The 21,460-nt window shown below is 62.8% G+C and carries 20 protein-coding genes and 1 pseudogene; 17 read left to right on the top strand and 4 right to left on the bottom strand.

The window, feature by feature from the left end; translation table 11 throughout:
• Nucleotides 1–46: 46 nt before the first annotated feature.
• From DL891_RS06835 to DL891_RS06820, 4 genes are all read left to right on the top strand, one after another.
• Nucleotides 47–406: a hypothetical protein gene (locus DL891_RS06835; RefSeq protein WP_111719685.1), complete on the top strand. Its 360-nt coding sequence runs from the start codon at nucleotides 47–49 to the stop codon at nucleotides 404–406.
• 21 nt (nucleotides 407–427) lie between these two features.
• Nucleotides 428–1,090, top strand: a complete 663-nt coding sequence (locus DL891_RS06830) for a VOC family protein (RefSeq protein WP_111719684.1) — start codon at nucleotides 428–430, stop codon at nucleotides 1,088–1,090.
• Nucleotides 1,091–1,222: 132 nt separating this feature from the next.
• Entirely contained in the window at nucleotides 1,223–1,687 is a 465-nt protein-coding gene (locus DL891_RS06825) for a DUF4190 domain-containing protein (RefSeq protein ID WP_157962427.1), read from the top strand.
• Between the two features lie 314 nt (nucleotides 1,688–2,001).
• Nucleotides 2,002–3,162: an AI-2E family transporter gene (locus tag DL891_RS06820; protein ID WP_111719682.1), complete on the top strand. Its 1,161-nt coding sequence runs from the start codon at nucleotides 2,002–2,004 to the stop codon at nucleotides 3,160–3,162.
• Nucleotides 3,163–3,205: 43 nt separating this feature from the next.
• Here DL891_RS06820 and DL891_RS06815 read toward each other — a convergent pair whose 3' ends face one another.
• Both DL891_RS06815 and DL891_RS06810 read right to left on the bottom strand, forming a co-directional pair.
• Nucleotides 3,206–3,565: a GntR family transcriptional regulator gene (locus tag DL891_RS06815; RefSeq protein ID WP_232819045.1), complete on the bottom strand. Its 360-nt coding sequence runs from the start codon at nucleotides 3,563–3,565 to the stop codon at nucleotides 3,206–3,208.
• A 2-nt stretch (nucleotides 3,566–3,567) separates the two neighbouring features.
• The gene (locus DL891_RS06810) at nucleotides 3,568–4,626 is read right to left on the bottom strand and encodes a hypothetical protein (RefSeq protein WP_111719681.1); all 1,059 of its coding nucleotides are present in this window, start codon (nucleotides 4,624–4,626) and stop codon (nucleotides 3,568–3,570) included.
• Nucleotides 4,627–4,884: 258 nt separating this feature from the next.
• Here DL891_RS06810 and DL891_RS06805 point away from each other — a divergent pair, with 258 nt between their 5' ends.
• From DL891_RS06805 to DL891_RS06770, 8 genes are all read left to right on the top strand, one after another.
• Nucleotides 4,885–5,187 (top strand): hypothetical protein, encoded by a 303-nt coding sequence (locus DL891_RS06805; protein WP_157962426.1) that lies wholly within the window; start codon nucleotides 4,885–4,887, stop codon nucleotides 5,185–5,187.
• Nucleotides 5,188–5,326: 139 nt separating this feature from the next.
• Complete coding sequence (locus DL891_RS06800; protein WP_111719679.1) at nucleotides 5,327–5,932, top strand: HdeD family acid-resistance protein; 606 nt, start codon at nucleotides 5,327–5,329, stop codon at nucleotides 5,930–5,932.
• 34 nt (nucleotides 5,933–5,966) lie between these two features.
• Entirely contained in the window at nucleotides 5,967–6,428 is a 462-nt protein-coding gene (locus tag DL891_RS06795) for a CrcB family protein (protein WP_111719678.1), read from the top strand.
• Nucleotides 6,425–6,802 carry a CrcB family protein gene (locus DL891_RS06790; protein ID WP_111719677.1) on the top strand — a complete coding sequence of 126 codons (378 nt, stop codon included), beginning with the start codon at nucleotides 6,425–6,427 and terminating at the stop codon, nucleotides 6,800–6,802. The genes DL891_RS06795 and DL891_RS06790 overlap by 4 nt, the downstream gene beginning before the upstream one ends.
• A gap of 94 nt (nucleotides 6,803–6,896) precedes the next feature.
• A complete protein-coding gene (aroA, locus tag DL891_RS06785; protein WP_111719676.1) occupies nucleotides 6,897–10,022 on the top strand; it encodes a 3-phosphoshikimate 1-carboxyvinyltransferase in 3,126 nt (1,041 codons plus the stop codon).
• On the top strand, nucleotides 9,961–11,148 hold the full coding sequence (locus DL891_RS06780) for an acyl-CoA dehydrogenase family protein (protein WP_111719675.1): 1,188 nt from the start codon (nucleotides 9,961–9,963) through the stop codon (nucleotides 11,146–11,148). The genes aroA and DL891_RS06780 overlap by 62 nt, the downstream gene beginning before the upstream one ends.
• A complete protein-coding gene (locus DL891_RS06775; RefSeq protein WP_111719674.1) occupies nucleotides 11,145–12,008 on the top strand; it encodes an SDR family oxidoreductase in 864 nt (287 codons plus the stop codon). The genes DL891_RS06780 and DL891_RS06775 overlap by 4 nt, the downstream gene beginning before the upstream one ends.
• Complete coding sequence (locus DL891_RS06770) at nucleotides 12,005–14,167, top strand: FAD-dependent oxidoreductase (RefSeq protein ID WP_198668799.1); 2,163 nt, start codon at nucleotides 12,005–12,007, stop codon at nucleotides 14,165–14,167. Before DL891_RS06775 ends, DL891_RS06770 begins: the two co-directional genes overlap by 4 nt.
• A 2-nt stretch (nucleotides 14,168–14,169) precedes the next feature.
• Here DL891_RS06770 and DL891_RS06765 read toward each other — a convergent pair whose 3' ends face one another.
• Complete coding sequence (locus DL891_RS06765) at nucleotides 14,170–14,934, bottom strand: SDR family oxidoreductase (RefSeq protein WP_111719673.1); 765 nt, start codon at nucleotides 14,932–14,934, stop codon at nucleotides 14,170–14,172.
• Nucleotides 14,935–15,106: 172 nt separating this feature from the next.
• On the opposite strand from DL891_RS06765, the gene DL891_RS06760 reads away from it, so the two are divergent.
• The 5 genes and pseudogenes from DL891_RS06760 to DL891_RS06740 all read left to right on the top strand — a co-directional run bounded on the left by DL891_RS06760 (nucleotide 15,107) and on the right by DL891_RS06740 (nucleotide 19,811).
• Nucleotides 15,107–15,577 carry an NfeD family protein gene (locus DL891_RS06760; protein ID WP_111719881.1) on the top strand — a complete coding sequence of 157 codons (471 nt, stop codon included), beginning with the start codon at nucleotides 15,107–15,109 and terminating at the stop codon, nucleotides 15,575–15,577.
• A gap of 5 nt (nucleotides 15,578–15,582) precedes the next feature.
• Entirely contained in the window at nucleotides 15,583–16,500 is a 918-nt protein-coding gene (locus tag DL891_RS06755; RefSeq protein WP_232819063.1) for an SPFH domain-containing protein, read from the top strand.
• A 29-nt stretch (nucleotides 16,501–16,529) separates the two neighbouring features.
• Nucleotides 16,530–17,255 carry a glycerophosphodiester phosphodiesterase family protein gene (locus tag DL891_RS06750; RefSeq protein WP_232819044.1) on the top strand — a complete coding sequence of 242 codons (726 nt, stop codon included), beginning with the start codon at nucleotides 16,530–16,532 and terminating at the stop codon, nucleotides 17,253–17,255.
• 95 nt (nucleotides 17,256–17,350) lie between these two features.
• A pseudogene (locus tag DL891_RS06745) lies at nucleotides 17,351–17,695 on the top strand (RNA polymerase-binding protein RbpA); the annotation flags it as partial.
• A gap of 544 nt (nucleotides 17,696–18,239) precedes the next feature.
• Entirely contained in the window at nucleotides 18,240–19,811 is a 1,572-nt protein-coding gene (locus DL891_RS06740; protein ID WP_157962425.1) for a hypothetical protein, read from the top strand.
• Nucleotides 19,812–20,403: 592 nt separating this feature from the next.
• Here the strand turns inward: DL891_RS06740 and DL891_RS06735 are convergent.
• The gene (locus tag DL891_RS06735; protein ID WP_111719668.1) at nucleotides 20,404–21,438 is read right to left on the bottom strand and encodes a glycosyltransferase family 2 protein; all 1,035 of its coding nucleotides are present in this window, start codon (nucleotides 21,436–21,438) and stop codon (nucleotides 20,404–20,406) included.
• Between the last annotated feature and the right edge of the window lie 22 nt (nucleotides 21,439–21,460).

Genomic DNA, 21,460 nt, shown 5'->3' with positions numbered 1-21,460 from the left:
GAGTAACCGGCACTCCGAGTAAACGGCGCAGGTTACAGTGGTGCGTATGATCACGGAACTGTCGCCAGGCGAGGTCTTTGTTTTTGGCTCGAACGCCTCAGGGCAACACGGTGCCGGTGCTGCTCGCACCGCGTACGAGAGATTCGGAGCCGTCTGGGGCGAGGGGCACGGGCTGCACGGCCAGTCGTACGCCATTGACACGATGAGTGGGTTCGAGACGATCCGCGACGAGGTGCTGACGTTCCTCGAGTTTGCCGTCAAGCATCCGGATCTCCGCTTCCTTGTCACCAAGATCGGGTGCGGCATCGCCGGATTCACCCCTGACCAGATCGCGCCGCTGTTTGCGCATGCTCCGTCGAATGTCGTGCTGCCGGACGAGTTCGCCCAGAGGCTTGCCTCGTTGTAATACGCGGGGCACAGTAGGGGAATGATCCCTGCAGACGCCGTACTCTCTCCAGCCCAGACCCGCGATGCCCTGACCGGCGCATTCGTGCACCTCGACGGTGCGCTGTACGCGTCCTACTCCACCGACGACTTCGCCCGGGCTGCGCAGCTGGTGGCCGAGGTCGCGGAAGCTGCAGAACGCGCCAACCACCACCCCGATGTGAGCCTCGGCTACGGCCAGATAGCGTTCACCGTGAGCTCCCATGACGCCGGGGGAGTGACCGGTCGCGACCTGCGCCTGGCCGAGGAGATCGAGCAACTGGCGCACCGTGCCGGCGCGAAGGCGAACACCACACGGCCGACCAACTACGAGATCGCAATTGACTGCTCGGACGCCGACGCGATCCGCGATTTCTGGCGGGTGGGCTGCGACTACATTGAAGACCTGGACGGTGACGGCGACGTGGAGCTGCGCGACCCGCGGGGGAGTGGCCCGAAGATCTGGTTCCAGAAGATGGATCCGCCGCGCACAGAACGCAGTCGTATCCATCTCGACGTCTATGTTCCCACCCAGGATGCCCGCGGCCGGGTCGACGCGATCGTTGCGGCCGGCGGCACCCTGGTCACCGACGAACACGCACCCTCCTGGTGGGTGATGGCCGACGCCGAGGGCAACGAATTGTGTGTATGCACCTCGGCTCGATGACTTTGGCCACGCCCAGGAGATTTGTCTCAACTCTCAGGAACCTGCCGAGATTGTGGGGTTACCGTGGGGTGAATAGAGGTGACGGCGTTCCGCGCGCCGCTGAGTGATGCCTCTCATTCGAAGAGTGATCTCATGAGCGATCCAAGCACCCCGAACCACCCGAACACTCCGCCGGTTCCGCCGAACGGCAACCCCGGCTCCGATCCGGGTGCACCGGTTCCGCCCGCGTACCCTGGAGGGCAGCAACCGGGCTACCCTCAGGTACCCCCACCGGGCGGCTATCAGCCGGCGCCCGACTATGGCTATCCGATGGCACCCCTCTCCGGCGGGTATGGTGCTCCTCCGGTCCAGGTTGACCCGGGTAAGACGCTTGGAATCATCGGCTTCGTTCTTGCCTTCGTGTTCCAGCTCGCGGGGCTGGTGGTCAGCATCATCGCGTACCTCCAGTCGAAGCGAGCCGGCTACAAGAACCCGTTGGCGCTGGCCGGAATCATCATCAGCGCCGTCTTGATAGTCGTGGGCATCATCGTCTCCATCATCCTGATTGCAGCGTTTGCGACAGCCATGCGAAACGGTGTGCCGTATTACGGCAACTGAGCGAGGGAATCTTCGACTCGCGGGGCTGAAAAAGAGTGGTGAAAGAGCAGATGAGTCAGGGTTTTCGAGAATACAATTGTGCCCCGAACAGGGGAATGGCGGCAGTAATATATCAGCTGGTACGGTGAAGCTACTCAGCCGCACAAGCGACTATTCGGGTTAGTTTCTTGTGCATGAGGCAAGGCCGCAAGGCACCTGGGTGGGGCCGCACAGTGTGCGGTCCCACCTTTTATTGTGGCCCTCGAGCGTGAGGGCTTCGGTCGCCAGCCTGCGGGCCACTGGCAGTGGTATTCCGACGCGCGCACACTGGGCGAATGAAACTCCCTCACGCGAGATCGACACCTGAATCCACCCTCCCGGGGCGCCGGGCCGAGGCCGAACGATCAATCCCTGTCGGAGTTGAGATCGCCGGCCAGTGGGCGTGGAGACTGTTGGTCATCATGGCGCTCCTCGCCACCGTCTTCTGGCTCTTGGCGACGCTCAAAGACCTTGTCGTCCCGTTTCTTGTAGCGCTCCTGGTCAGCGCGCTCCTCACACCCTTTGTGAGTTTCCTACGCAGCCACCGCTGGCCGAAATGGCTTGCAATCGTCACAGCACTGGGGCTCCTGCTCGTGGTGATCGGGGGGCTCATCGTGCTCGTCACCTTCGAAGTTCGTGCTGGGCTGCCGCAGCTTGAGAAGGAGTCTGCGCAGCGCTACGCGGATTTCAAGACTTTTCTGCTCAGGTCACCACTTCAGATCGGGGACGCTCAGATCGATGGATACATTGCGCAGGCGGTTGCACTCATACAGGAGAACAGTTCGAGGATTCTCAGCGGAGCGTTGACGGTCGGCTCGACCGCTGGCCACTTCGTGGTCGGTGGCCTGTTGGCTGCTTTCGCAACGATCTTCATGCTGATCGACGGCTGGGGGATCTGGGCGTGGATCGTACGGCTGTTTCCGCTCCGGGCACGCGCAGCCGTCGACGGCGCAGGTGAATCCGCCTGGTTCACTCTGACGACCTTCGTGCGAGTACAGATCTTGATTGCGGCAGGAGATGGCGTGGGGATCGGGCTCTTCGCCTTCTTTCTCGGCCTGCCTCTGGCCATCCCGCTCGCCGTCGTCGTGTTTCTCGCCTCGTTCATCCCGGTTGTCGGAGCGATCGTCACCGGAATAGCCGTCGTCGCTGTCGCACTGTTCTACGTCGGGCCCATCCAGGCGCTCGTGATGCTCGCCGGGGTTCTGCTCGTGCACCTCTTGGAGGCACATGTCGTACAGCCGCTCGTGATGGGGAGCGCCGTCAAGGTGCATCCGCTCGCTGTGGTGTTCTCGGTCGCGGCGGGCACGTTGATCGCTGGAATCCCCGGCGCACTTTTTGCAGTGCCTACTGTCGCCGTGCTCAACGTCGTTGTCGTCTACATCGCGAGCGGGCGTTGGCGGCACGGTGTGCGTGAGCAGGATGAGGCGGCGGCCGCAGAAACGGTGATCGATACGTAGTGCGCCTCGGTGACGCGTGCCAGGGCTGTGGACCGGTCAGAGCCTATTCCTCGTGAAGCCAGGAGATGCGAAGGGCGCTGACTGCTTCTTCCAGCGAGATGTCGTGGGCATCAGCAACGCGGGCAAGTGCGCGCGCGGCTTCGAGTACGGGGGAGGGGGGAGCGGCCACCTGACTGCTCACCCTCGTGCCGGCGCCCGCGCGGGAGACGACCAGGCCCTCGGCCTCGAGGAGCCGGTAGGCCTTGGCCACAGTTCCGGTGGCCACCGCGAGGTCACGCGCCAACTGGCGGACAGAGGGCAGTCGTTCGCCGGTTGCGAGTGCGCCGCCACGGATCATGGCCTGCAACTGGTCATAGACCTGGTCGGACGGGAGGCCGCGCTCGGTGATGGTGAGTTCGGCCACAGTCAGCCGATCGCTCGGCGCAGTGCCGATGAGTCTTCGGCCAGTTCACCGGAGGATTCTGAGCCTGCCGGTGCCCCTTCTTCGCGCACCGTCGGCCGCCGCGTCACTGCAGGAAGCAGTAGGGCAGCAAAGCCGAGGCCTTCGAAGAGCCACGCGCCGACTTGCAGCCACCAGGAGAGTCCGGCGAGCCCCGTATCGAAACGCACCGTTCCGGCCGAGCCGAGGTCAACCCACGACTGCAATCTCACCGCGCTGGAGATGAATGTCCAGGAGAGCCCGGTGGCGACCAGCATCGCTCCAGCGCCCATCGACAGGATTGCCCGAGCACCGAGCGTGCGCAGCACGATATCGACGGTGCGCCCCGTCGATGCCGTGGCGGGTATGGGGCCCCGCGCCCCGAATGTGAGAGAGACAACGGTGACGGCTGCCAGCGCGGCTACGGCGATCAGCATCGGCACACCGTAGTACCACCCGAGAAACTCACTGTGGCCTCCGAGCGCACCGGTACCGGTCGAGAGGGCGGCGTGCCGTCCTTCATCGTCGACATCCGCTATTAGTCCGGCGGTGACGACCGTGGTCACGAGCACAGTCGCGGAAGCCACCCACGTAACAATCCATGGGGTCGATGCAAAGCTCCAGGTCGTTCGGGGCTCAAGTGTCACCGTGATCGGCCCGTCAGCCGCGGTTGCACCGTGGTCAACGGTGAGCCACGTGTGAGCCAGTACGCCCAGAGACGCCGTGGCGACCGGAAACGCGTAGAAACCCCAGCCCCAGTGATCAACGAATCCCGTTCCAAGCAGGTCACTCAGAACATATTGGATCTCGATCACAAAGAACCGAACCAACACCGCTGCGAACAAGAGCACGCAGATGACCCTGGTGGCGGCAGCATACCGGGATACCAATCGCGACCACTGGCGAAACGACTCGCGGCCGAGCGCCCGCATGCCGGCCTGTCCGACTGGGTCGTTTCGCCGGGCAAGGTGAGTGAGAATACCCAGGGCGACCACGACTGGCGCAGCCAGGGTCAGAGCCGACATCAACAGCATCTGCAGAGACATCGGTGACCCCATTTCATAACCGCTGATCTAAGAATCTCAATGTATCAATATTGTGATACATTCACAATGGGGCGGCGACCCATACGTGGCCTGAACTGGGGATGGAGCCCGCTGCTTCCGAGCGGCTACGGTCGAAGATTTGTCCGAACTCTTCACGGCTCTCCAGAATCTGCTGCAATCGCTTGTCGAGCTGATCCTCGTGCTCGTCTGGCATCCGATAGGTGCGATGGTCGGTGCCGCGCTGCTCGCATTCTTCCTGTGCGTGGGCCTGATCACCTCGATGCGCTGGTGCGGGGAACGGATTCGTCTGAGTCGGGGCCGGCGATGGGGGAGGCGGCGATCGGAAGCCGCACTGTATCCGCCGAAGTCTTTCGCGATGCCGAGATCGGTGCGGGCTGTGGTGACGGAGTCGTCGGGCTTGCCGGGCTCGTCTGGCTCGTCGGGGAGGAATACCCGCGAACCACTTCGACGCGCACCTGGGCCGCGCGACTGGAGCGCACTACCGTTCGAGTGAGCGCAGGGGGCGCGCGGGTTGTGGGCAAAATCTATTACTTGACATAATGTGCATTATCGGCGCATTTGAGTGAGGCGGGGCCCTGGTGGACTCGTCGGCAGCCGCACGCCACGCGCGGCGCCGCTCCACTATGTTTTAGTGAGGGTCGTCGTTCGCGAGCCCCCAGGCAATCGGTCAGGAGCCAGAATGTCCACGCAATCAGGGCAACCGCAGTTCAACCAGTCATTCGCGTTTCAGAAACGTGCCAGCGAGCTCGGCAAGTCAACGATCAACCTGATTCGGGTCGCCATGTTCGTCGGTGGCCTCGTGGCGGTCATCCTGGGCGCCTGGGCGGTGTTCTCCACCGCGGCGACGCTGAATGTCATCGCAGTGCTGTTCGGCCTGTACTTTCTCGTGATCGGCGCGATCCGCGTGGTCACCGGGCTGGTCGCCACCGGCCTGAACGCCGGCGCGCGCATACTCGACCTCTTGCTCGGAGTTCTGGTTCTTGTCGCCGGTATCTTCATGCTGCGCAACCCCGACACAACGCTGGTTCTGCTGAGCCTGATGGTCGGAATCGCCTGGATCATCGAAGGCGTCGCTTCGATCGCCGAATCCGCCGACGACTCGTCACGTTGGGTCGGCATCGTCTTCGGCGTGATCAGCATCCTCGCCGGCATCGTCGTGCTGTCCGTGCCGATGCAGGCGATCAGCACGCTGGCGATCGTCGCGGGAATCTTCCTCATCGTGGCCGGCATCAGCCAACTGTTCCGCGCTTTCCGCTTCGGCCGGGATGTCGTGGCCGCGCTCTAAATTACTTGACATAACAAGACTTCAGTCGCTAAGCATGACGCCCAGACGCACACCACCTGCGCACCGGCATTGGGGAAATCTGGGGTTGGTGGCGCTCGGCGGCATCCTTGGCACCGCCGGCCGGGAGGCCCTCGGTCTGATGATCCCGGCCGCAGGCCCCGTTCCGGTGGCCATTGCCACCATCAACGTGATTGGTGCCTTCCTGCTTGCGTTTCTTCTCGGGAGGCTCGCACGCCGCTCCGCCGGCGACGTCACCGCCCATCGCCTCCGACTGGCGGTCGGCACCGGCGCGCTCGGTGGTTTCACCACCTACAGTGCTTTCGCAACAGACACCGTGCTGTTGATTGTCGGCGACAATGTCGGGCTCGGGCTCGCCTACGCGTTCGGTACCCTCATCCTCGGCGTACTGGCAACATGGGCGGGGCTACTGTGCGCCGGCCTTCTGGGCCCCGGCACCAGGACTGGCCCCACTCTTACAGGCGGTGGCCCACGATGACTCCGCTGCTGTTCATCGCCGCGGCCGTCGCCGGCGGAATCGGCGTCGGATGCCGATTCTTCATTGATGGCGTATTGCGGGGTTTGCGCGTACACACGTTTCCGCTGGAAACCGGCGTGATCAACATCACCGGCTCCCTCCTGCTCGGCTTTCTCACCGGGATCGCGTTGGTCGGCACGCTGCCAGACGAATGGCTGTTTGTGATCGGCACCGGCTTTCTCGGCGGGTTCACCACCTTCAGCACCGCCACCTTCGAAACCGTTCGACTGTTTCAAGAGGAACGGGCAGCCGCGGCACTGGTTCATGGACTCGGAATGATGGTGCTCGCGATTCTGGCAGCCGGCCTCGGCTTCTGGTTCGCAATCAGCCTCTGAGCGGCCTCTCCCCTGCCGAAAAAGACCCGACCGGGTACTGTGAAAGTTATCGCAGCCTCCGGGCTGGACGGAGCAACTGGATGGGACATTCAGCATGCATCTCGCAGTCGTCGGCACATCAGCAAAGGTCACCGGCACCGTTCAGGTACCGAACTCGAAGTATCACGCCCACCGGGCACTGATCCTCGCCTCGCTGGCCCGGGGCACCAGTTCGATCACCGGGCTGAGTGACGCCACGCACGTGCACTACACGGTGCAACTACTGAAACAACTCGGCGCAGACATCGACATCCACGGCGACACGATGCTCGTGCACGGAGGCCGATACCGGCCCGCCAGTGATGCCCTCTCGGTGGGCAGTTCCGGCACCACCCTCTACTTCATGGTCGGGCTGGCCGCGCTATGCGAAACACCACTGACAATCACCGGGCAGCGCTACTTCGAGCACCGACCCATTGGTCCCCTGCTGCGCGCATTGGGCGAGATGGGAATCGAGACGAAGTCGGCGGATGACCGCCCGCCCATCACCGTTACCCCCGGACGCCCTCGCGGAGGCGTCGTGCACATCAGCGGCACGCTCTCCCAGTGGATCTCATCGTTGCTGCTGGTGGCACCGTTCGCGACGAAGCACACCACGATTGTGGTCAATGGCGAGCTGAATGAGCGCAACTACGTCGAACTGACGGTGACGATGATGCGCCAATTCGGGCTGATCGTGACCGCATCGGCGGATTGGCGTCGTTTTGACATCAAACCGAACCAGCACGCCGTTCCCGCCCAACTCGCCCTGCCGCCCGACATCGGCTCGGCCGCGTTCGGCCTGGCTGTGGCCGCATTGCACCCGGCCGACGTGTTGCTCACCGGAATGCCCGGCATGCGCGCAACCGACTACGACCATCCCGAAGCCGGCTTCCTCGACGTGATCCGAGGTATGGGCCTGCCCATGCGTGTCGAACGGCGAAGTGGTGGGTTGCGCGTGAGCCACGACGGTGGGCCCCTCGAGCCGATCGACGTCGACTGCCGCGACCTTCCGGACATGTTGCCAATCCTGTCGACCCTGGCGGCGACCGCTCGTGGTGAAAGCATCCTGCGCAACGTGGAGCACGTGCGGTTGAAGGAATCCGACCGGGTGACTGCAATGCTGCAATTGAACAGCATGGGCGCCGACGTCACGGTCGACGGTGGCAACCTGCTCATCCGCGGGGTGGAGCAGTTGGACAACGCCCACCTGTCCTCGTTCAACGATCACCGGGTGTTGATGTCGTTGGCGGTCGCAGCATCGGCGGCCACCGGGCGCTCCACCCTCACCTACCCGAACGCCTACCGCATCTCCTACCCGCGGTTCATCGAGGCCATGCAGACCATGGGTCTCGATTTTCAGGTCGAGAAGAGGCCGGCGACCTCTGCGGGCCGCCCGCTGCACGCGGTTGGCCCTGCGGAGACCCCGGCCACCGCAGAAACGATGACTGGGCCCGGGTGGATCCGGCACTGGGCGAACGCTCGGCCGCACGCCCTTGCCGTCGTGGATGCGCGTTGGGACCGCACCGTCCACGTGTGCTGGGGTGAACTCGACGAGAAAGTGGACCGCGTTGCAGCTCTACTGTTGAGCTTGGGGGTTGAGCCCGGTGACCGGGTGGCTGTGCAATTGCCGAACGACAAGGAGTTCGTGATCGTGGCGGCGGCGGCCATGCGCATCGGTGCGGTGATCTGCCCGATCATGCCGATCTTCCGCACCCATGAGGTGTCTTTCGCGCTGAGGCGCTCACGCGCACGCGTGCTCGTGGTCATCGACAACTTCCGTGCGCGCGCCCATGCCCATGAGATCGCACGCATGCTCGATGAGGCCGCCGTGGCGGCCGCCAGCCGGGCTCCCGGTTCCCCGGACCCGGAGCCGTTTTCATTGCAACACGTGGTGGTGATGCACGACACTCCAGGCACTGCGCGCGTCCTGCCGGAGTGCCAGCATGCGACTGTGCAGTGGCACGGCTGGCACCGCGCGATGTCCGAAGCCATCGTCGACCGCGCTCGAATCGAAGCCGTGGAGCCGAACCCAGACGACCCCGCGCAACTGCTGTTCACCTCGGGCACCTCCGGAGAACCGAAACTCGTGGTGCACACGCATCGCACCCTGAGCCGCGCCGTGCAGATGGAGATCGAGCACCTCGGCCTGAATGCCAATGATGTGATCTACGTGCCGTCTCCGCTGGCCCACCAGACCGGGTTCCTCTACGGCATGTGGTTGGCATTCGCTCTCGGGTCACCCCAGATCGTGCAGGGGACCTGGAATCCGCGTCGTGCCCTCGAGGTGTTGAACCGGTGGGAAGGCACGTTTGTCCAAGCAGCGACGCCGTTCCTGTCCGACCTGGTGCAGGCCGTGGCCGAGGGCGCTCCCCCACCGCGCACGTTGCGGATCTTCGTCGCGACCGGCGCCGCCGTTCCCCGAGTGCTCGCCGAACGCGCCACCCGCACGCTTCAGACCATGGTCTGCGGCGCCTTCGGCACGACCGAGACCGGGCTTGCCACCCTGGCCACCCCGCTTGATGAGTCCACAAAGGTCTGGGGCACCGAAGGCCGCGCCCTGCCAGGAGTGCAGTTGCGGATCACCGATGACAGCGGGTCGGTGCTCCCAGCAGGTGTCGAGGGCAACCTCGAGGTCAACGGCCCCACAGTATTCGACGGCTACCTGGAACGTCCCGATCTCACCGCCGAAGTGTTCACCTCCGACGGCTGGTACCGCACCGGCGACCTGGCCACCCTCCACGACGGTGGCTTCCTTCGCATCACCGGCCGTGTACGTGACGTGATCAACCGGGGAGGCGAGAAGATCCCGGTCGCCTCGATCGAACAACTGTTGTACACCCATGATGCCGTCAGCGATGTGGCGATCGTGGCCATGCCGGATCCCCGGCTCGGTGAACGTGCCTGTGCATTCATCACCTTGGCCCCGGACAAACGCCTGACCTTCCGGCAGCTGCAGCAGTTCCTGGACGAGAACGGCGTGTCCAAGTATTTCTGGCCCGAACGACTTGAGGTGATCGATGAGATCCCGCGCAACGCGGTCGGCAAGATCCAGAAATTCATCCTGCGCGATCGTGCGGCCGGGTTTGTCCCGCAACGACTCTCAGTGGTGGCAGACCATGAGAGAGAGGTAGGTATCAATGTCGACACCGGACGGCCGCGGACAGCAGCTGGTGCAGCACGAATTCAGCGTTCTCCGTGACCGGGTGCGTGAATGGGTGGAAGGTCCCGGCGAACTGTGGGGCAGCCGGATCGAGGCTGACGATGTCGCGCCTGGAGAACTGTTTGACGCCCTCAGGACCGAGGGCTTTCTTGGGCTAGCAGCACCGGTCGACCTGGGTGGCGCCGGGCTGAGCTTCAGCCAGTGGATGCTGCTGATGGAGCTCTTCTCCCGCACCCACGCCTCCGTGCGCATGCTCGTGCACGTGATCAACGGCACCTGGCGGTCGATGAACCCGTACGCCGACCCGTGGCAGCGGGAAACGTTCGTGACCCCATCGGTGCGCGGCGACATCCTGGTGGCATTCACCCTCACCGAACCTGACAACGGCTCCGGCGCCGACATCACCTGCACGGCGCGCCCGGCCGAAGACGGCTACCTGCTCACCGGGCGCAAACACCTGATCACCTTCGGAGTGAGGTGCGACTACTGGCTCCTGTTCGCCCGCCTCGCTGGCTCAAGCGGCAAACAGGGCACCGTCGCCCTGCTGGTCGACCGGCATGCGCCGGGTGTGACAGTCGAAGACACTTCGAGAACAATGGGCGTGCACGGCACCGACCACGCCAGCCTGACGTTCTCAGACACCCCGGTTCCGGTAACGAACCGGCTCGGTGCCGAAGGTGACGGACTCACCATTGCCCTCGGCGGGTTTCTCACCCCGAGCCGTATCTCGGTGGCGATGAGTTGTGTCGGCCTCGCCCAGCGTGCCCAGCAGTTGGCGGTCGACTACTCCAGGCACCGGGTCACCTTCGGCAAGCCCATCAGCTCCCGCCAGGCGATCGCGTTCATGATCGCCGAGAACGAGGCCGACATCGAGGCGGCCCGGGCACTGGTGCTGCACGCCGCCGACGAATGGGAACGCGGAACCGACCGTGCGGGCGCCCTGTCATCGATGGCGAAGATGGTTGCCGTCGACATGCTCACCCGGGTCACCGACAAGGCCCTCCAGGTGCACGGCGGCCGGGGCTACATGAAGTCGGAGCCGATCGAGCGGGTGTACCGAGACGCGCGCGCCCAGCGCTTCGAGGAGGGCACCAACGAGATCCAGAAGACGGTTGTCGCCCACGACGTGTTCGAACGGGCTCGTGATCGAAAGGACCAACCATGACCACAACGGATGCGAGCCGCCGGGACATGGTTGCGGTGATCACCGGGTCGTCCCGGGGAATCGGACGCCGACTGGCCCTCCTCTTGGCAGCCCAGGGCGCCTCCGTCGTGGTCAACTACCGCACCAACAAAGACCTCGCCGACGAGGTGGTCGCTGAGGCGGTACGGCTGGGCGGGGGCGGGTTCGCCGTGCAGGCTGATATGGAGAACCCGGAAGACATCATGCGGCTTTTCGACGAGGTCGCCGACCGGTACGGCAGGCTCGATCACTTCATCAACAACGCCGCGGCGTCGGCATTCAGGAAGATTCTCGACCTGAAGATCCACCATCTTGATCGTTCCTACGGCATGAACGTGCGCCCGTTCGTGCTGGGAGCCCAGCAGGCGGTCTCGCTGATGGATCACGGCGGAAGGATCGTGGCCGTCTCCAGCTACGGCTCCACGCGCGCCTTCGCCACGTACGCGGCGCTGGGGTCGTACAAGGCCGCGATCGAGTCGTTCGTGCGCTTCATGGCCGTTGAGTTCGCCGGTTACGGCATCACGGTGAACGCGGTGAACGGCGGACTGATCGAATCGGACTCTCTGCACTACTTCTATTCGATGCCCGGCATGGCCCCGGTGGAGACCGTGTTGGCGGCCATCCCGCTTGGTCGGGCCGGCACCGTCGATGACATGGCGAACGCGATCGAGTTTCTGCTCTCCGAGAAGGCGGGCTACATCACCGGCCAGGTGCTGGCCGTCGACGGCGGGATGACCGTGGCCGCACCCCCGTACTACCACGACACCAGCGATCCGCTCCGGCTGCCGGAGCGGCCAACCCACGGCACCCGGCCCGATGACTTGCCGCACGCTTCGTCGTGACTGCGGCAGGCAGTGCCGAGACGGCAGGTGAACCGATCACCGGCCAGGCTCCACATGCCCAGACTCCGCAAGCGCAATTCCCCTACGCCAGGTCCCCGGTCACCATCGGAACCCTTGCTCTCCCCCACCGCATCATGACCGGTTCCATGCATCTCAACCTCGAGACCGTCGACGACGGTGAGGCCCTTGCCGCGTTCTATGCCGAGCGGGTGGCCGGCGGCACCGCACTGATCGTCACCGGCGGGGCCGCTGTGAACCGCGAGGGCGCCGGCGGTCCCGGCTACATGCTGATCAACGAACCCCGCCACCAGGAACGCCTGGCCGTCGTCGTCGACGCGGTGCACGCCGCTGGGGGAAAGATCGCGCTGCAACTTTTCCACGCCGGCCGCTATGCCCTGCCCACCGACGAAGGCCTCGACGCGGTTGCACCGTCAGCCGTCTACAGCACATTCTCACGACGCACCCCGGTTGCACTTGACGAACACCACCTTCGGGAGACCATCGCTGATTTCGCCCGAGGTGCGGAGCACGCCGCTCGCCTCGGCTTCGACGCGGTCGAGGTGATGGGTTCAGAAGGATACCTGCTCAACCAGTTCGTGTCCCCGCTGACCAACCGCAGAAAGGACCGCTGGGGTGGCGACGCCGGGCGCAGGCTGGCATTCCCGGTCGCCGTGGTCACCGCGGTCAGGGCAGCGATCGGCATCCTCCCGCTCCTGGTGCGCCTGTCCGGTGATGATCTGATGCCCGGCTCGTCCACGGAGGCCGAGGTTGACGACCAGGCGCTCACACTCGTCGCGGCCGGAGCGGATGCCCTCGATATCGGCATCGGCTGGCACGAGTCGCGGGTTCCGACCGTGCAGACCCTGGTACCGCACGGCATCTGGGTCGACACGGCGTCACGCATCCGTGGAGTGCTGCGAAGTGCGGGCCGCACGCAACCGGTGATCGCCTCCGGGCGCATCAACAAGCTGGAGCAGGCCGAGACCATCCTTGCTGCCGGCCACGCCGATCTCATCTCGATGGCCCGCCCCTTTCTTGCCGACCCCGAGATCGTGGCAAAGTCATTCAGCGGCCGGCAACAGCTCGTGAACACGTGCATCGGCTGTAACGAGGCCTGCATCGACCGGTCGTTCGGCACGCAGCCGGTTTCATGCCTGGTCAATCCGCGCGCCGGACGTGAACGGGAGTTCGAGGTACCCGCGCCACAGCCTGAGCCAGCCAGGTCTATCAGCCGCACCGGCCCCGCGGTCGCCGTGGTCGGTGCCGGCCCTGCAGGGATGGAGGCAGCCCGCGCATTGGCGGCAGCGGGTGCTCGGGTGTCCCTGTTCGAGGCCGACGCGCGCATCGGTGGTCAGTTCTTGATGGCTGGCATGGTGCCCGGCAAGGCCGACTTTCTTCAGACGGTGCGGTACTTCGAGAACGAATTGGAACGACTCGGCGTGCAGGTGCTGCTGAATGCGCGGGTCAACGAGGCCGCGCAGGTCGCCGAATTCGATCACGTGATCATCGCCTCGGGGGTGCGTCCGCGCGAGGTTTGGCTGCCGGGTGGCGACGAGGTGAAGATGGTCGACTACGCCACGGCCTTTCGTGACCCGGATGCCATCGGCGAACGGGTGGCGATCATCGGAGCCGGCGGGATCGGCGTCGATCTGGCACATCTGTTGGTGGAGTGCGCCGATGGCTGTCGATACGGGTATCAGGCACCAGGGTCAGCGAACAGGCGCCGGGAGTTTCGCGCCCGGGCCCGCGTTTCGGACGACCCCGATTCGACGCAGCCGCTGGCCAGGCCAGCCAGGCAGATCACTCTCATGCGCCGCAGCGGATCGATCGGCCGCGGAATGGGCGTGACCACCAGGTGGGCGGTGGTGCAGACGATCCGGGCGGCCGGAGTGCGCACCCTGACCGGTGTCGATTATCTCAGTGTCGAACCGCGCGGAGTCTGGATTTCTGCGGACGGCAACGAAGAATTGGTCGAGGCCGACACCCTGGTGCTGGCCGCCGGCCAGGAATCCCTGCGCGAGCCCGCCCGGGCACTGGCGGGTACAAACATCCCCCACACCGTGATCGGCGGGGCCAGGCGCATTGATGGCATGAACGCGGTCGCCGCGTTCGAGGATGGTCTGCGTGTGGGCACCGCAATCGGGCGCGGCTGGAAGTGAGACTATTCAGCGACGAAACTCGAAGTGTCACCGACGTAGCGGGTGTTATCGGCCGGAACCGGTTCGACCGCGGCGAGGGCCACCTCGGCGGCGAACTCACTGACGTTGTACAGGCGGCCAGCCGATTCCTTGCGTGAGGAGATCGCGCCCGGATTCATGCGTTCCAGCAACGTTGCGGTGATGGTGCCTTCGATCATGTCACCGGAGACCACAACGAACTCGATCCCCCGCGCTTCCAGCTCCGGCAGCATCTCGCGCAATGCATCTTCTCCGGCACGCTTGCTCCGGGCCACCACGTCATATTCGGCCATCGTCTCGGTGGTGCGGATGAAGTGCGCCTGGTGACTGGTCACAAAAACGACTCGTGAGCCCTGGCCGAGTAGGGGAAGTGCCTGCGTCAAGACGTTCACCTGGGCATCCCGGTTCAGCACCATTGCATAGTCGGCGGCCATCCCCGATTCCATTCCGCCCGAGGCGTTCAACACCAGAATGTCGAGTCCGCCGTATGCTGCATTGATCTGCTCGAACATGCCGGCAACCGACGCGGGGTCGGTGAGGTCGGCCCCGGCAGTGATCACGGTGGCGCCCTTTTCGGCCAACTGCGCGGCCAGTTTGAGGGCTCGCGCCTCTTTATTGCGGTAGTTGATGACGACCTTCGCGCCCGCCTCAGCAAAATAGGAGACCGTCTCGGCGCCGATGCCCCGCGAGCTTCCGGTGACCAGAGCCCGCTTGCCGTTGAGGGATCCTTGAACCAGGGGTTGTGACACGGTGTGCTCCTTGGGTGACTGAGGTGCTGGGGTCGGTTCGGGCACGTGCGTGAAAGTGTCGCACGCATTCGACACCGAAGTTACGAGAATACCCCTTTTCACGTCAAGTCTGCGGGTTCGACTGCTAGTTTCATAGGTGATAGGACCGATGGTCGAAAGGGGGATGAACCAGATGAACGACATTCTGAGCTACGCCTGGATTGTGTGGCTGGCCTTGATCCTGATCTTTGTCGTGATCGAGATGTTCACCCTGGAGTTCACATTCCTCATGATCGCGTTGGGAAGCCTCGGCGGCCTGCTCTCCGGGCTGATGGGCGTGCCCTGGTGGGGGCAGATCATCGTCGCAGCGGTTCTAGCTCTCCTGCTGCTGACAGTGCTCAGGCCGCCTCTCCTTCAAGCGTTGAAGAAAGGCGGCGACCCGGCCAGATCGAACACCGACGCCGTGATCGGTCTCGACGGCATCGTCATCATTCCGCTGACGCTCGGCTCCGGTCAGGTTCGGCTTGCCAACGGTGAGATCTGGAGCGCACGACTCGACCAGCCGGCGAACACTGAACTCGCCCTCGGAGAACACGTCACCGTCTACGGGATCGACGGGGCGACGGTCATCGTCTCCCCGGTGGAAAGGACATTTGAGAATTGAACACCATAACCGTCGGCGGGGTCGTTGTCGTCACAGCGATCGTCGTCATTGTCATCTTTGTACTGGTGACCCTCGCCAAGGCGATCCGCATCATTCCACAATCCAGGGCTGGGGTGGTGGAGCGGCTGGGCAAGTATCACAAGACGCTTCTGCCGGGCCTCAACATTCTGGTGCCCTTCATCGACCGCCTGCTTCCGCTGCTCGACCTGCGTGAACAAGTCATTTCGTTCGCGCCGCAGCCGGTGATCACCGAAGACAACCTGGTCGTATCGATCGACACCGTCGTCTACCTGCAGGTGACGGATGCCCGAGCCGCCACCTACGAGATCCAGAACTACCTCTATGCCGTGGAACAGCTGGCCACCACCACACTTCGTAACGTGGTCGGCGGGCTCAACCTGGAAGAGACCCTCACCAGTCGCGACTCGATCAACAGCAAGCTGCGTATCGTGCTTGACGAGGCCACCGGCAAGTGGGGAATCCGTGTCGGCCGCGTAGAGCTGAAGGCGATCGACCCGCCCCTGTCGATCCAGGACGCGATGGAGAAGCAGATGCGTGCCGAGCGTGACCGCCGCGCGCTGATCCTCACCGCGGAGGGCACGAAGCAGAGCGCAATCCTCACCGCCGAGGGTGCCCGACAGGCCGCCATTCTTGAGGCCGAGGGTTTCGCCAAGGCGGCGATCCTACGTGCCGAGGGTGAGGGGAAGGCGATCGAGACGGTCTTCGGCGCGATCCATGCCGGCGATCCCGATCCGAAACTGCTTGCCTACCAGTACCTGCTCACCCTGCCGAAGTTGGCCGAGGGCGCCGGCAACACCACCTGGGTCATTCCGGGAGAGTTCACCGAGGCGCTGCGAGGCATCAGCTCTGCATTCGTCGACAAACTCGGCCCCACCAAGGGCCCGGAGAGCACTGGGCTCTGACCGACTACTTCTCCCCCACCGGCCCACGAGTGCTAGCGCACCGCGGGCTGGCGCTGACTGTTCCCGAGAACACGCTCGCGGCGTTCGACGCAGCCGTGACGGCGGGCGCCACGCACCTCGAGACCGATGTGCATGCCACGCGTGACGGTGTCGCCGTGCTCGTGCATGATGCGGAGGTCGTTCACCAGGGCGTCCGCATCCCCGTCGCCGAGCTCACCCTGGCAGAACTGCGCTCCATTGACCTCGGTGGCGGCGAGCGGGTGCCGACGGTCGCCGAAGCGCTGGCCGCGCTCCCGGAAGGCCGATTCAACATCGACATCAAGGAGCCACGGGCCGTCTACCCGACTGCCGACGCTGTACAGAATGCCGGTGCGGTGGATCGCGTGCTGATCACTTCATTCTCCGAGCGCCGCCGCCGCGGTGCGGTTCAGTTGCTGCCTGGGGTGGCGACCAGTTCGTCGTCTGCTCGGTTCGTGGCCGCACTCGCGGCCTCGAAGGCTCGAATAACGCCTGGGGTGCGGGCGGCGCTCCGAGGGATGGATGCGGTGCAGATTCCCGAGCGGTACTCCGGCATCCAGGTGGTCACGAGTCGAAGCGTTGCAATGTTCCATGCGGTGGGTGTCGAGGTGCATGTGTGGACGGTGAACGACCCCGCTGCCATGAGTCGTCTGCTCGCGTTGGGCGTCGACGGTTTAGTCACCGATCGCACCGACATCGCGGTATCGGTGATAAAAGGTACTGCACCGTCGGGCTGAAACTGGTAGTTTGCACACAATAGCTCTGCATCGGGAGGGGATTACACAGCTCAGGGGTTTATAACTGGTGAAGCGACGCGAGAGGAGACCAGACAATGGCAGATCGCAGTTTGCGCGGAATGAGGCTCGGATCCCAGAGTTTACAGAGCGAAGAAGGGGTCACGTTCTCGCCGAGGACCGAGTATCGCTACCAGTGCACCGTGTGCGGCAAGTTGAGCCAGGTCACGTTCTCTGCTGACGCGGAGGCTCCCCAGACGTGGGAGTGTCGTACCTGTGGCGAAGAGGCCGTGTTGCTGGAAGGCACAGAGCCGGTGACACTGGATCGCCCGGAAGCCAAGATCCCGCGTTCGCATTGGGACATGCTGCTGGAGCGGCGCACCCGGGAAGAGCTCGAAGAGCTGTTGGAGGAGCGGCTGACGTTTCTTCGCTCCCGTCGGGGAACCCTCAAAGCCGCTGACGAGAAGTCGTCAAACGGTGAGGTGAAGTCGAGCGGCCAGAGGTCCAAGGCGCCGGCAGCAAAGAGTCAGCCAAAGAAGAAGACGGTGTCCAAGGCATAGGCGATAACACGTGACCGGAGAATCCATCTTTCCGGTCTGGAAATGGTTCAGGGCGAGTTTCGGGGCGTCCTGAACCTTTTTTCTGCCTGACGGAGGCGGTTCGGCAATCGACGCTATCTACATCCTCTGCGGGCCGCCGCCCACCCGGGTGCTAGTTGGGAGTGCAAAGTACAGGAGCGGTCTGGTTGCGAGCATAGTCCTTGGAGCGCTTCGGCGTAGGTCGTCCGACCGAGGCTCGTGCGGTCGGTTGTTGATTCCGGTGATGACTTCGTCCAGATCGGTCCTGGCGAGGTCATGGAAACCGGTGCCCGGGGCGGGTATTTGAGGATCCGTCCGTTGCGTAACTACAACTGAGAACGTAGTGGGCATTCGCTCCAGGTGCGGGCGGCGATTCCATGGTGCTGCGGTGCGGTACGTTGGTGGGATCATGATGCCTGACCATACAAAACAAGCTCAAAGTTCAATTCTCGAGCAGACTGCTGAAACGACGAATGGCGATCACACAGCGCCGCGCCCTTCACACAGCGTTTCGAATCTCGAAACCGGCCCGCGTCGTATTCTCCAGCGGATCGATCTTTATTGGCTTGGTAGTACGTTTGCCCTGCTGACGGTTCTCGCTTTCCTGTTCCCTCTGAGCGGTGATGACTGGGCATGGGGCTCACAAATTGGCATCGACCGCCTGGATGCATTCTTCGAGAATTACAACGGGCGTTACGTCGGTAATCTGATCGTTCTCGCCCTGACTCGACTTCCCCTAATTGCGCCGTTCGTGGTTGCAGCAACCTTCACGTCGATTCTGTTTCTCATCCTTGACATCAGCAAGAACCGTACCGCTTGGGGATACGCGATCACGTCCGCCTTGTTGCTTGCCATGCCTAATTTGCTGTGGAATCAGACGATCTCGTGGCTTTCGGGTTTCGTGAACTACGCGTTGAGCACTCTGCTCGTTCTGATCTTTGCGCGAGCGGTGCAGGCAGATTGGTTAGGCCAACTGTCCACCTCTCGCCCGAAGATATTCCGTGTGACGGCAATTGTGTCGCTGGCATTCTTGGCAGCCCAGTTCATGGAAAATGTGACGGTCTTTTTCGTAGCGGCATCTCTGATTCTCCTACCGCTGCAAAGGCTCGCACTGGGTAAGGTATCAGCGGACGCCTGGGGGTGGGCAGCGGGTTTCCTAGCGGGCGCCATTGCAATGTTCTCAAACGAGGCCTACCAGCGCGCATTTGGCGGCGACGAAGGGTATCAGCAAGTTTCAGGAATTCAGCGTGCAATTTCGAAGCTTTTCGGCCCGGTTAGTCAGTCTGCGATCATTGATAACCTGGCTCTGAACGTGGCATTGGCATCCGCGGTAATTCTGCTCGGCACGTTTCTCGCGCGCAGCAGAGGGTGGGGCAAAATGCTCGTGCCGACGATACTCATCTTCGCGTTCATTGCAGTTGCGTTCGCGCTGAATAGGGTCGATGCGTTGACGGGATTACCTCCATCCTGGCGCAAGATCAGCGGGATCGCAGCGTTACTTCTGCTGGCCGGGCTTTTCACAATCTCGGGTTCGCTTTCGAAAAGTAGAAAGCATTTGTTGCTCGCGTGCATCGCGGCAATGATCATGCTCGTCGGGCCTCTTGCTTTCGTCGATCCCATCGGACCGCGCCTCTTCCTAGTGACCTATGCCATAACGCTGGTGATCGTGAATTTGCTCTTTCAAGAGGTTGCAGAGAACATCGGAAGAACAGTCATGTCAGGACTTGCCGCAGTGGCGATGGCCGTGACGGTGGGCCTGTTGTGCAGTTACTTCGTCATCTACATCTCAATTTCGGCCGTGTCTGCAGACCGGCTTTCCGACATCCGGCAACATGTCGCAGCGGGCGAGCAACAAGTAGTGGTTCCGAAATTGCCATTCCCTAAATACGTGCACGCACCTGACCCAACCGAGGGAGTTTGGGCGACTCGGTATAAGCTGTTTTACCATCTACCACCGGATCTGACAATCCAGCTTAAATAGTTCGGCTATGTGATCTTCTCAGAGCACCATAGATTTGATACCGCGGCTACCTCGTCGAGTTTGTCATGACTGCGCTGCCAGCGGAGACATGGCCAACGACAATTCATACAAATTGGCTCCAAGTTCACACGCTGTGAAATCGCTCCGGTCACGGCAGATTCTGTAGTTTACTCGCACCTGGTTTGCCACAGCCCTCGTAATTGCGGAATGGTCCTCTAACGCCAAGCCTTCCGCACACCGGACATGAACGACTCGCTCTTTGCAAGAGAGGCTCATCGGCCGCGACGGTTAGATCTCCGAAGAGGTACTGACATCAAGCATTGGGCAACTGCTGCCACGCCCCAACATCACGTAGAGGACCACAATGCGGGTGAAGGTAAATTCGCAACGTAACCCAACAATTTAGGAAGTATGAACCAACCATTGTTAGGGCGAAGGCTCGAGTGCGCAAACAAGTGCGGTGAAGTCGAGTGCAGTAATAAATACAGACCGTACTAAACGCCTGTGTTGATCACGCGGATAGCCCCAGACTCGGCAAGCCGGCCGATACTGAAAGGTTCCACTCTGCCCGCTTATAACTGTGGGCTTGAGCTCACGCCGTCCTCTCGGAGATCGTTGGTCGTGCCTTCTCACTCGCCATGTTCGGACTCTGCTGGCAACACGTGCTCCGGGCTTCTATTTCCTCAGTCAAAGCACCCGAACCTGTAACCGGCGTACTGACCTCTTGGAGGATATAGTGAGGCCTCGCCTTGGTTTCCAGATAGATTCGCCCGAGGTACTCACCGATAATGCCCAACAAGATCATTTGCAGTCCACCGAACAGCACAACGGCAGAAATGGTGGTGACGTAGCCAGACACGGTTACGCCGCTGATGATCGCATCGACCACCACCCATGCAGCGTAAAGAACTCCTAGAACCATAACGACTAGACCTACATGGATGGCAGCACGAAGTGGCCTGCTATTGAAAGACAAGATTCCGTCGATCCCGTAATTCAACAGAGTTCGGAATCCCCATTTGCTCTCGCCGGTTTCGCGGGTGACGTTTTCGTAGTCGACAGTGGCCGTCGCGAACCCGATCCAAGAGAACAAACCCTTCGAGAAGCGGTTGTACTCTCGCAGAGCCAGCAACGAGTTCGTCGCCTTTCTACTCAATACACGGAAATCGCCCACGCCGTCTTCGAATTTTACGTCCACCATGCGGTTCACCAGGCGGTAGTAGAGTCGCGAAGCGAGCGTCCGAGCCGCAGGGTCACCCGTCCGTGTTCTGACGGCGACCACCTGGTCGTAGCCTCGATCAAGGAAAGGCAGCATCTCGGCGAGCAGCGCCGGCGGATGCTGCAAGTCGGCGTCCAGAACGGCAACGGCGTCACCAGTCGCTTCGCTCAGGCCAGCCAGAATGGCGGCTTCCTTCCCAAAGTTCCTACTGAACGACAGGTACCGGAACCGATCGTCGCGTCGAGCTACGGTTCGTAGTCGGTCAAGAGTCCCATCGCGACTCCCGTCGTCCACCAATATGACTTCGAAAGAATCCACCATGCTCGAAAGCGTTGCAGTCAACACATCGACCAGACGTTGGATGCTGGCTTCCTCGTTGAAGCAAGGCACGACAACAGAAAGCTTCATATTCTTTAGCTTACCCGGAGGC

The sequence above is a fragment of the Homoserinimonas sp. OAct 916 genome (assembly GCF_003260275.1).
Taxonomy (GTDB): Bacteria; Actinomycetota; Actinomycetes; order Actinomycetales; family Microbacteriaceae; genus OACT-916.
This window is presented reverse-complemented; position numbering and strand designations above follow the sequence as displayed.

Excerpts from the sequence above, each read along its gene's own strand:
- DL891_RS06835 (WP_111719685.1), top strand. The coding sequence starts at position 47 with ATGATCACGGAACTGTCGCCAGGCGAGGTCTTTGTTTTTGGCTCGAAC.
- DL891_RS06830 (WP_111719684.1), top strand. The coding sequence starts at position 428 with ATGATCCCTGCAGACGCCGTACTCTCTCCAGCCCAGACCCGCGATGCC.
- DL891_RS06825 (WP_157962427.1), top strand. The coding sequence starts at position 1,223 with ATGAGCGATCCAAGCACCCCGAACCACCCGAACACTCCGCCGGTTCCG.
- DL891_RS06820 (WP_111719682.1), top strand. The coding sequence starts at position 2,002 with ATGAAACTCCCTCACGCGAGATCGACACCTGAATCCACCCTCCCGGGG.
- DL891_RS06810 (WP_111719681.1), bottom strand. The coding sequence starts at position 4,626 with ATGTCTCTGCAGATGCTGTTGATGTCGGCTCTGACCCTGGCTGCGCCA.
- DL891_RS06800 (WP_111719679.1), top strand. The coding sequence starts at position 5,327 with ATGTCCACGCAATCAGGGCAACCGCAGTTCAACCAGTCATTCGCGTTT.
- DL891_RS06795 (WP_111719678.1), top strand. The coding sequence starts at position 5,967 with ATGACGCCCAGACGCACACCACCTGCGCACCGGCATTGGGGAAATCTG.
- DL891_RS06790 (WP_111719677.1), top strand. The coding sequence starts at position 6,425 with ATGACTCCGCTGCTGTTCATCGCCGCGGCCGTCGCCGGCGGAATCGGC.
- aroA (WP_111719676.1), top strand. The coding sequence starts at position 6,897 with ATGCATCTCGCAGTCGTCGGCACATCAGCAAAGGTCACCGGCACCGTT.
- DL891_RS06780 (WP_111719675.1), top strand. The coding sequence starts at position 9,961 with ATGTCGACACCGGACGGCCGCGGACAGCAGCTGGTGCAGCACGAATTC.
- DL891_RS06775 (WP_111719674.1), top strand. The coding sequence starts at position 11,145 with ATGACCACAACGGATGCGAGCCGCCGGGACATGGTTGCGGTGATCACC.
- DL891_RS06760 (WP_111719881.1), top strand. The coding sequence starts at position 15,107 with ATGAACGACATTCTGAGCTACGCCTGGATTGTGTGGCTGGCCTTGATC.
- DL891_RS06740 (WP_157962425.1), top strand. The coding sequence starts at position 18,240 with ATGATGCCTGACCATACAAAACAAGCTCAAAGTTCAATTCTCGAGCAG.
- DL891_RS06735 (WP_111719668.1), bottom strand. The coding sequence starts at position 21,438 with ATGAAGCTTTCTGTTGTCGTGCCTTGCTTCAACGAGGAAGCCAGCATC.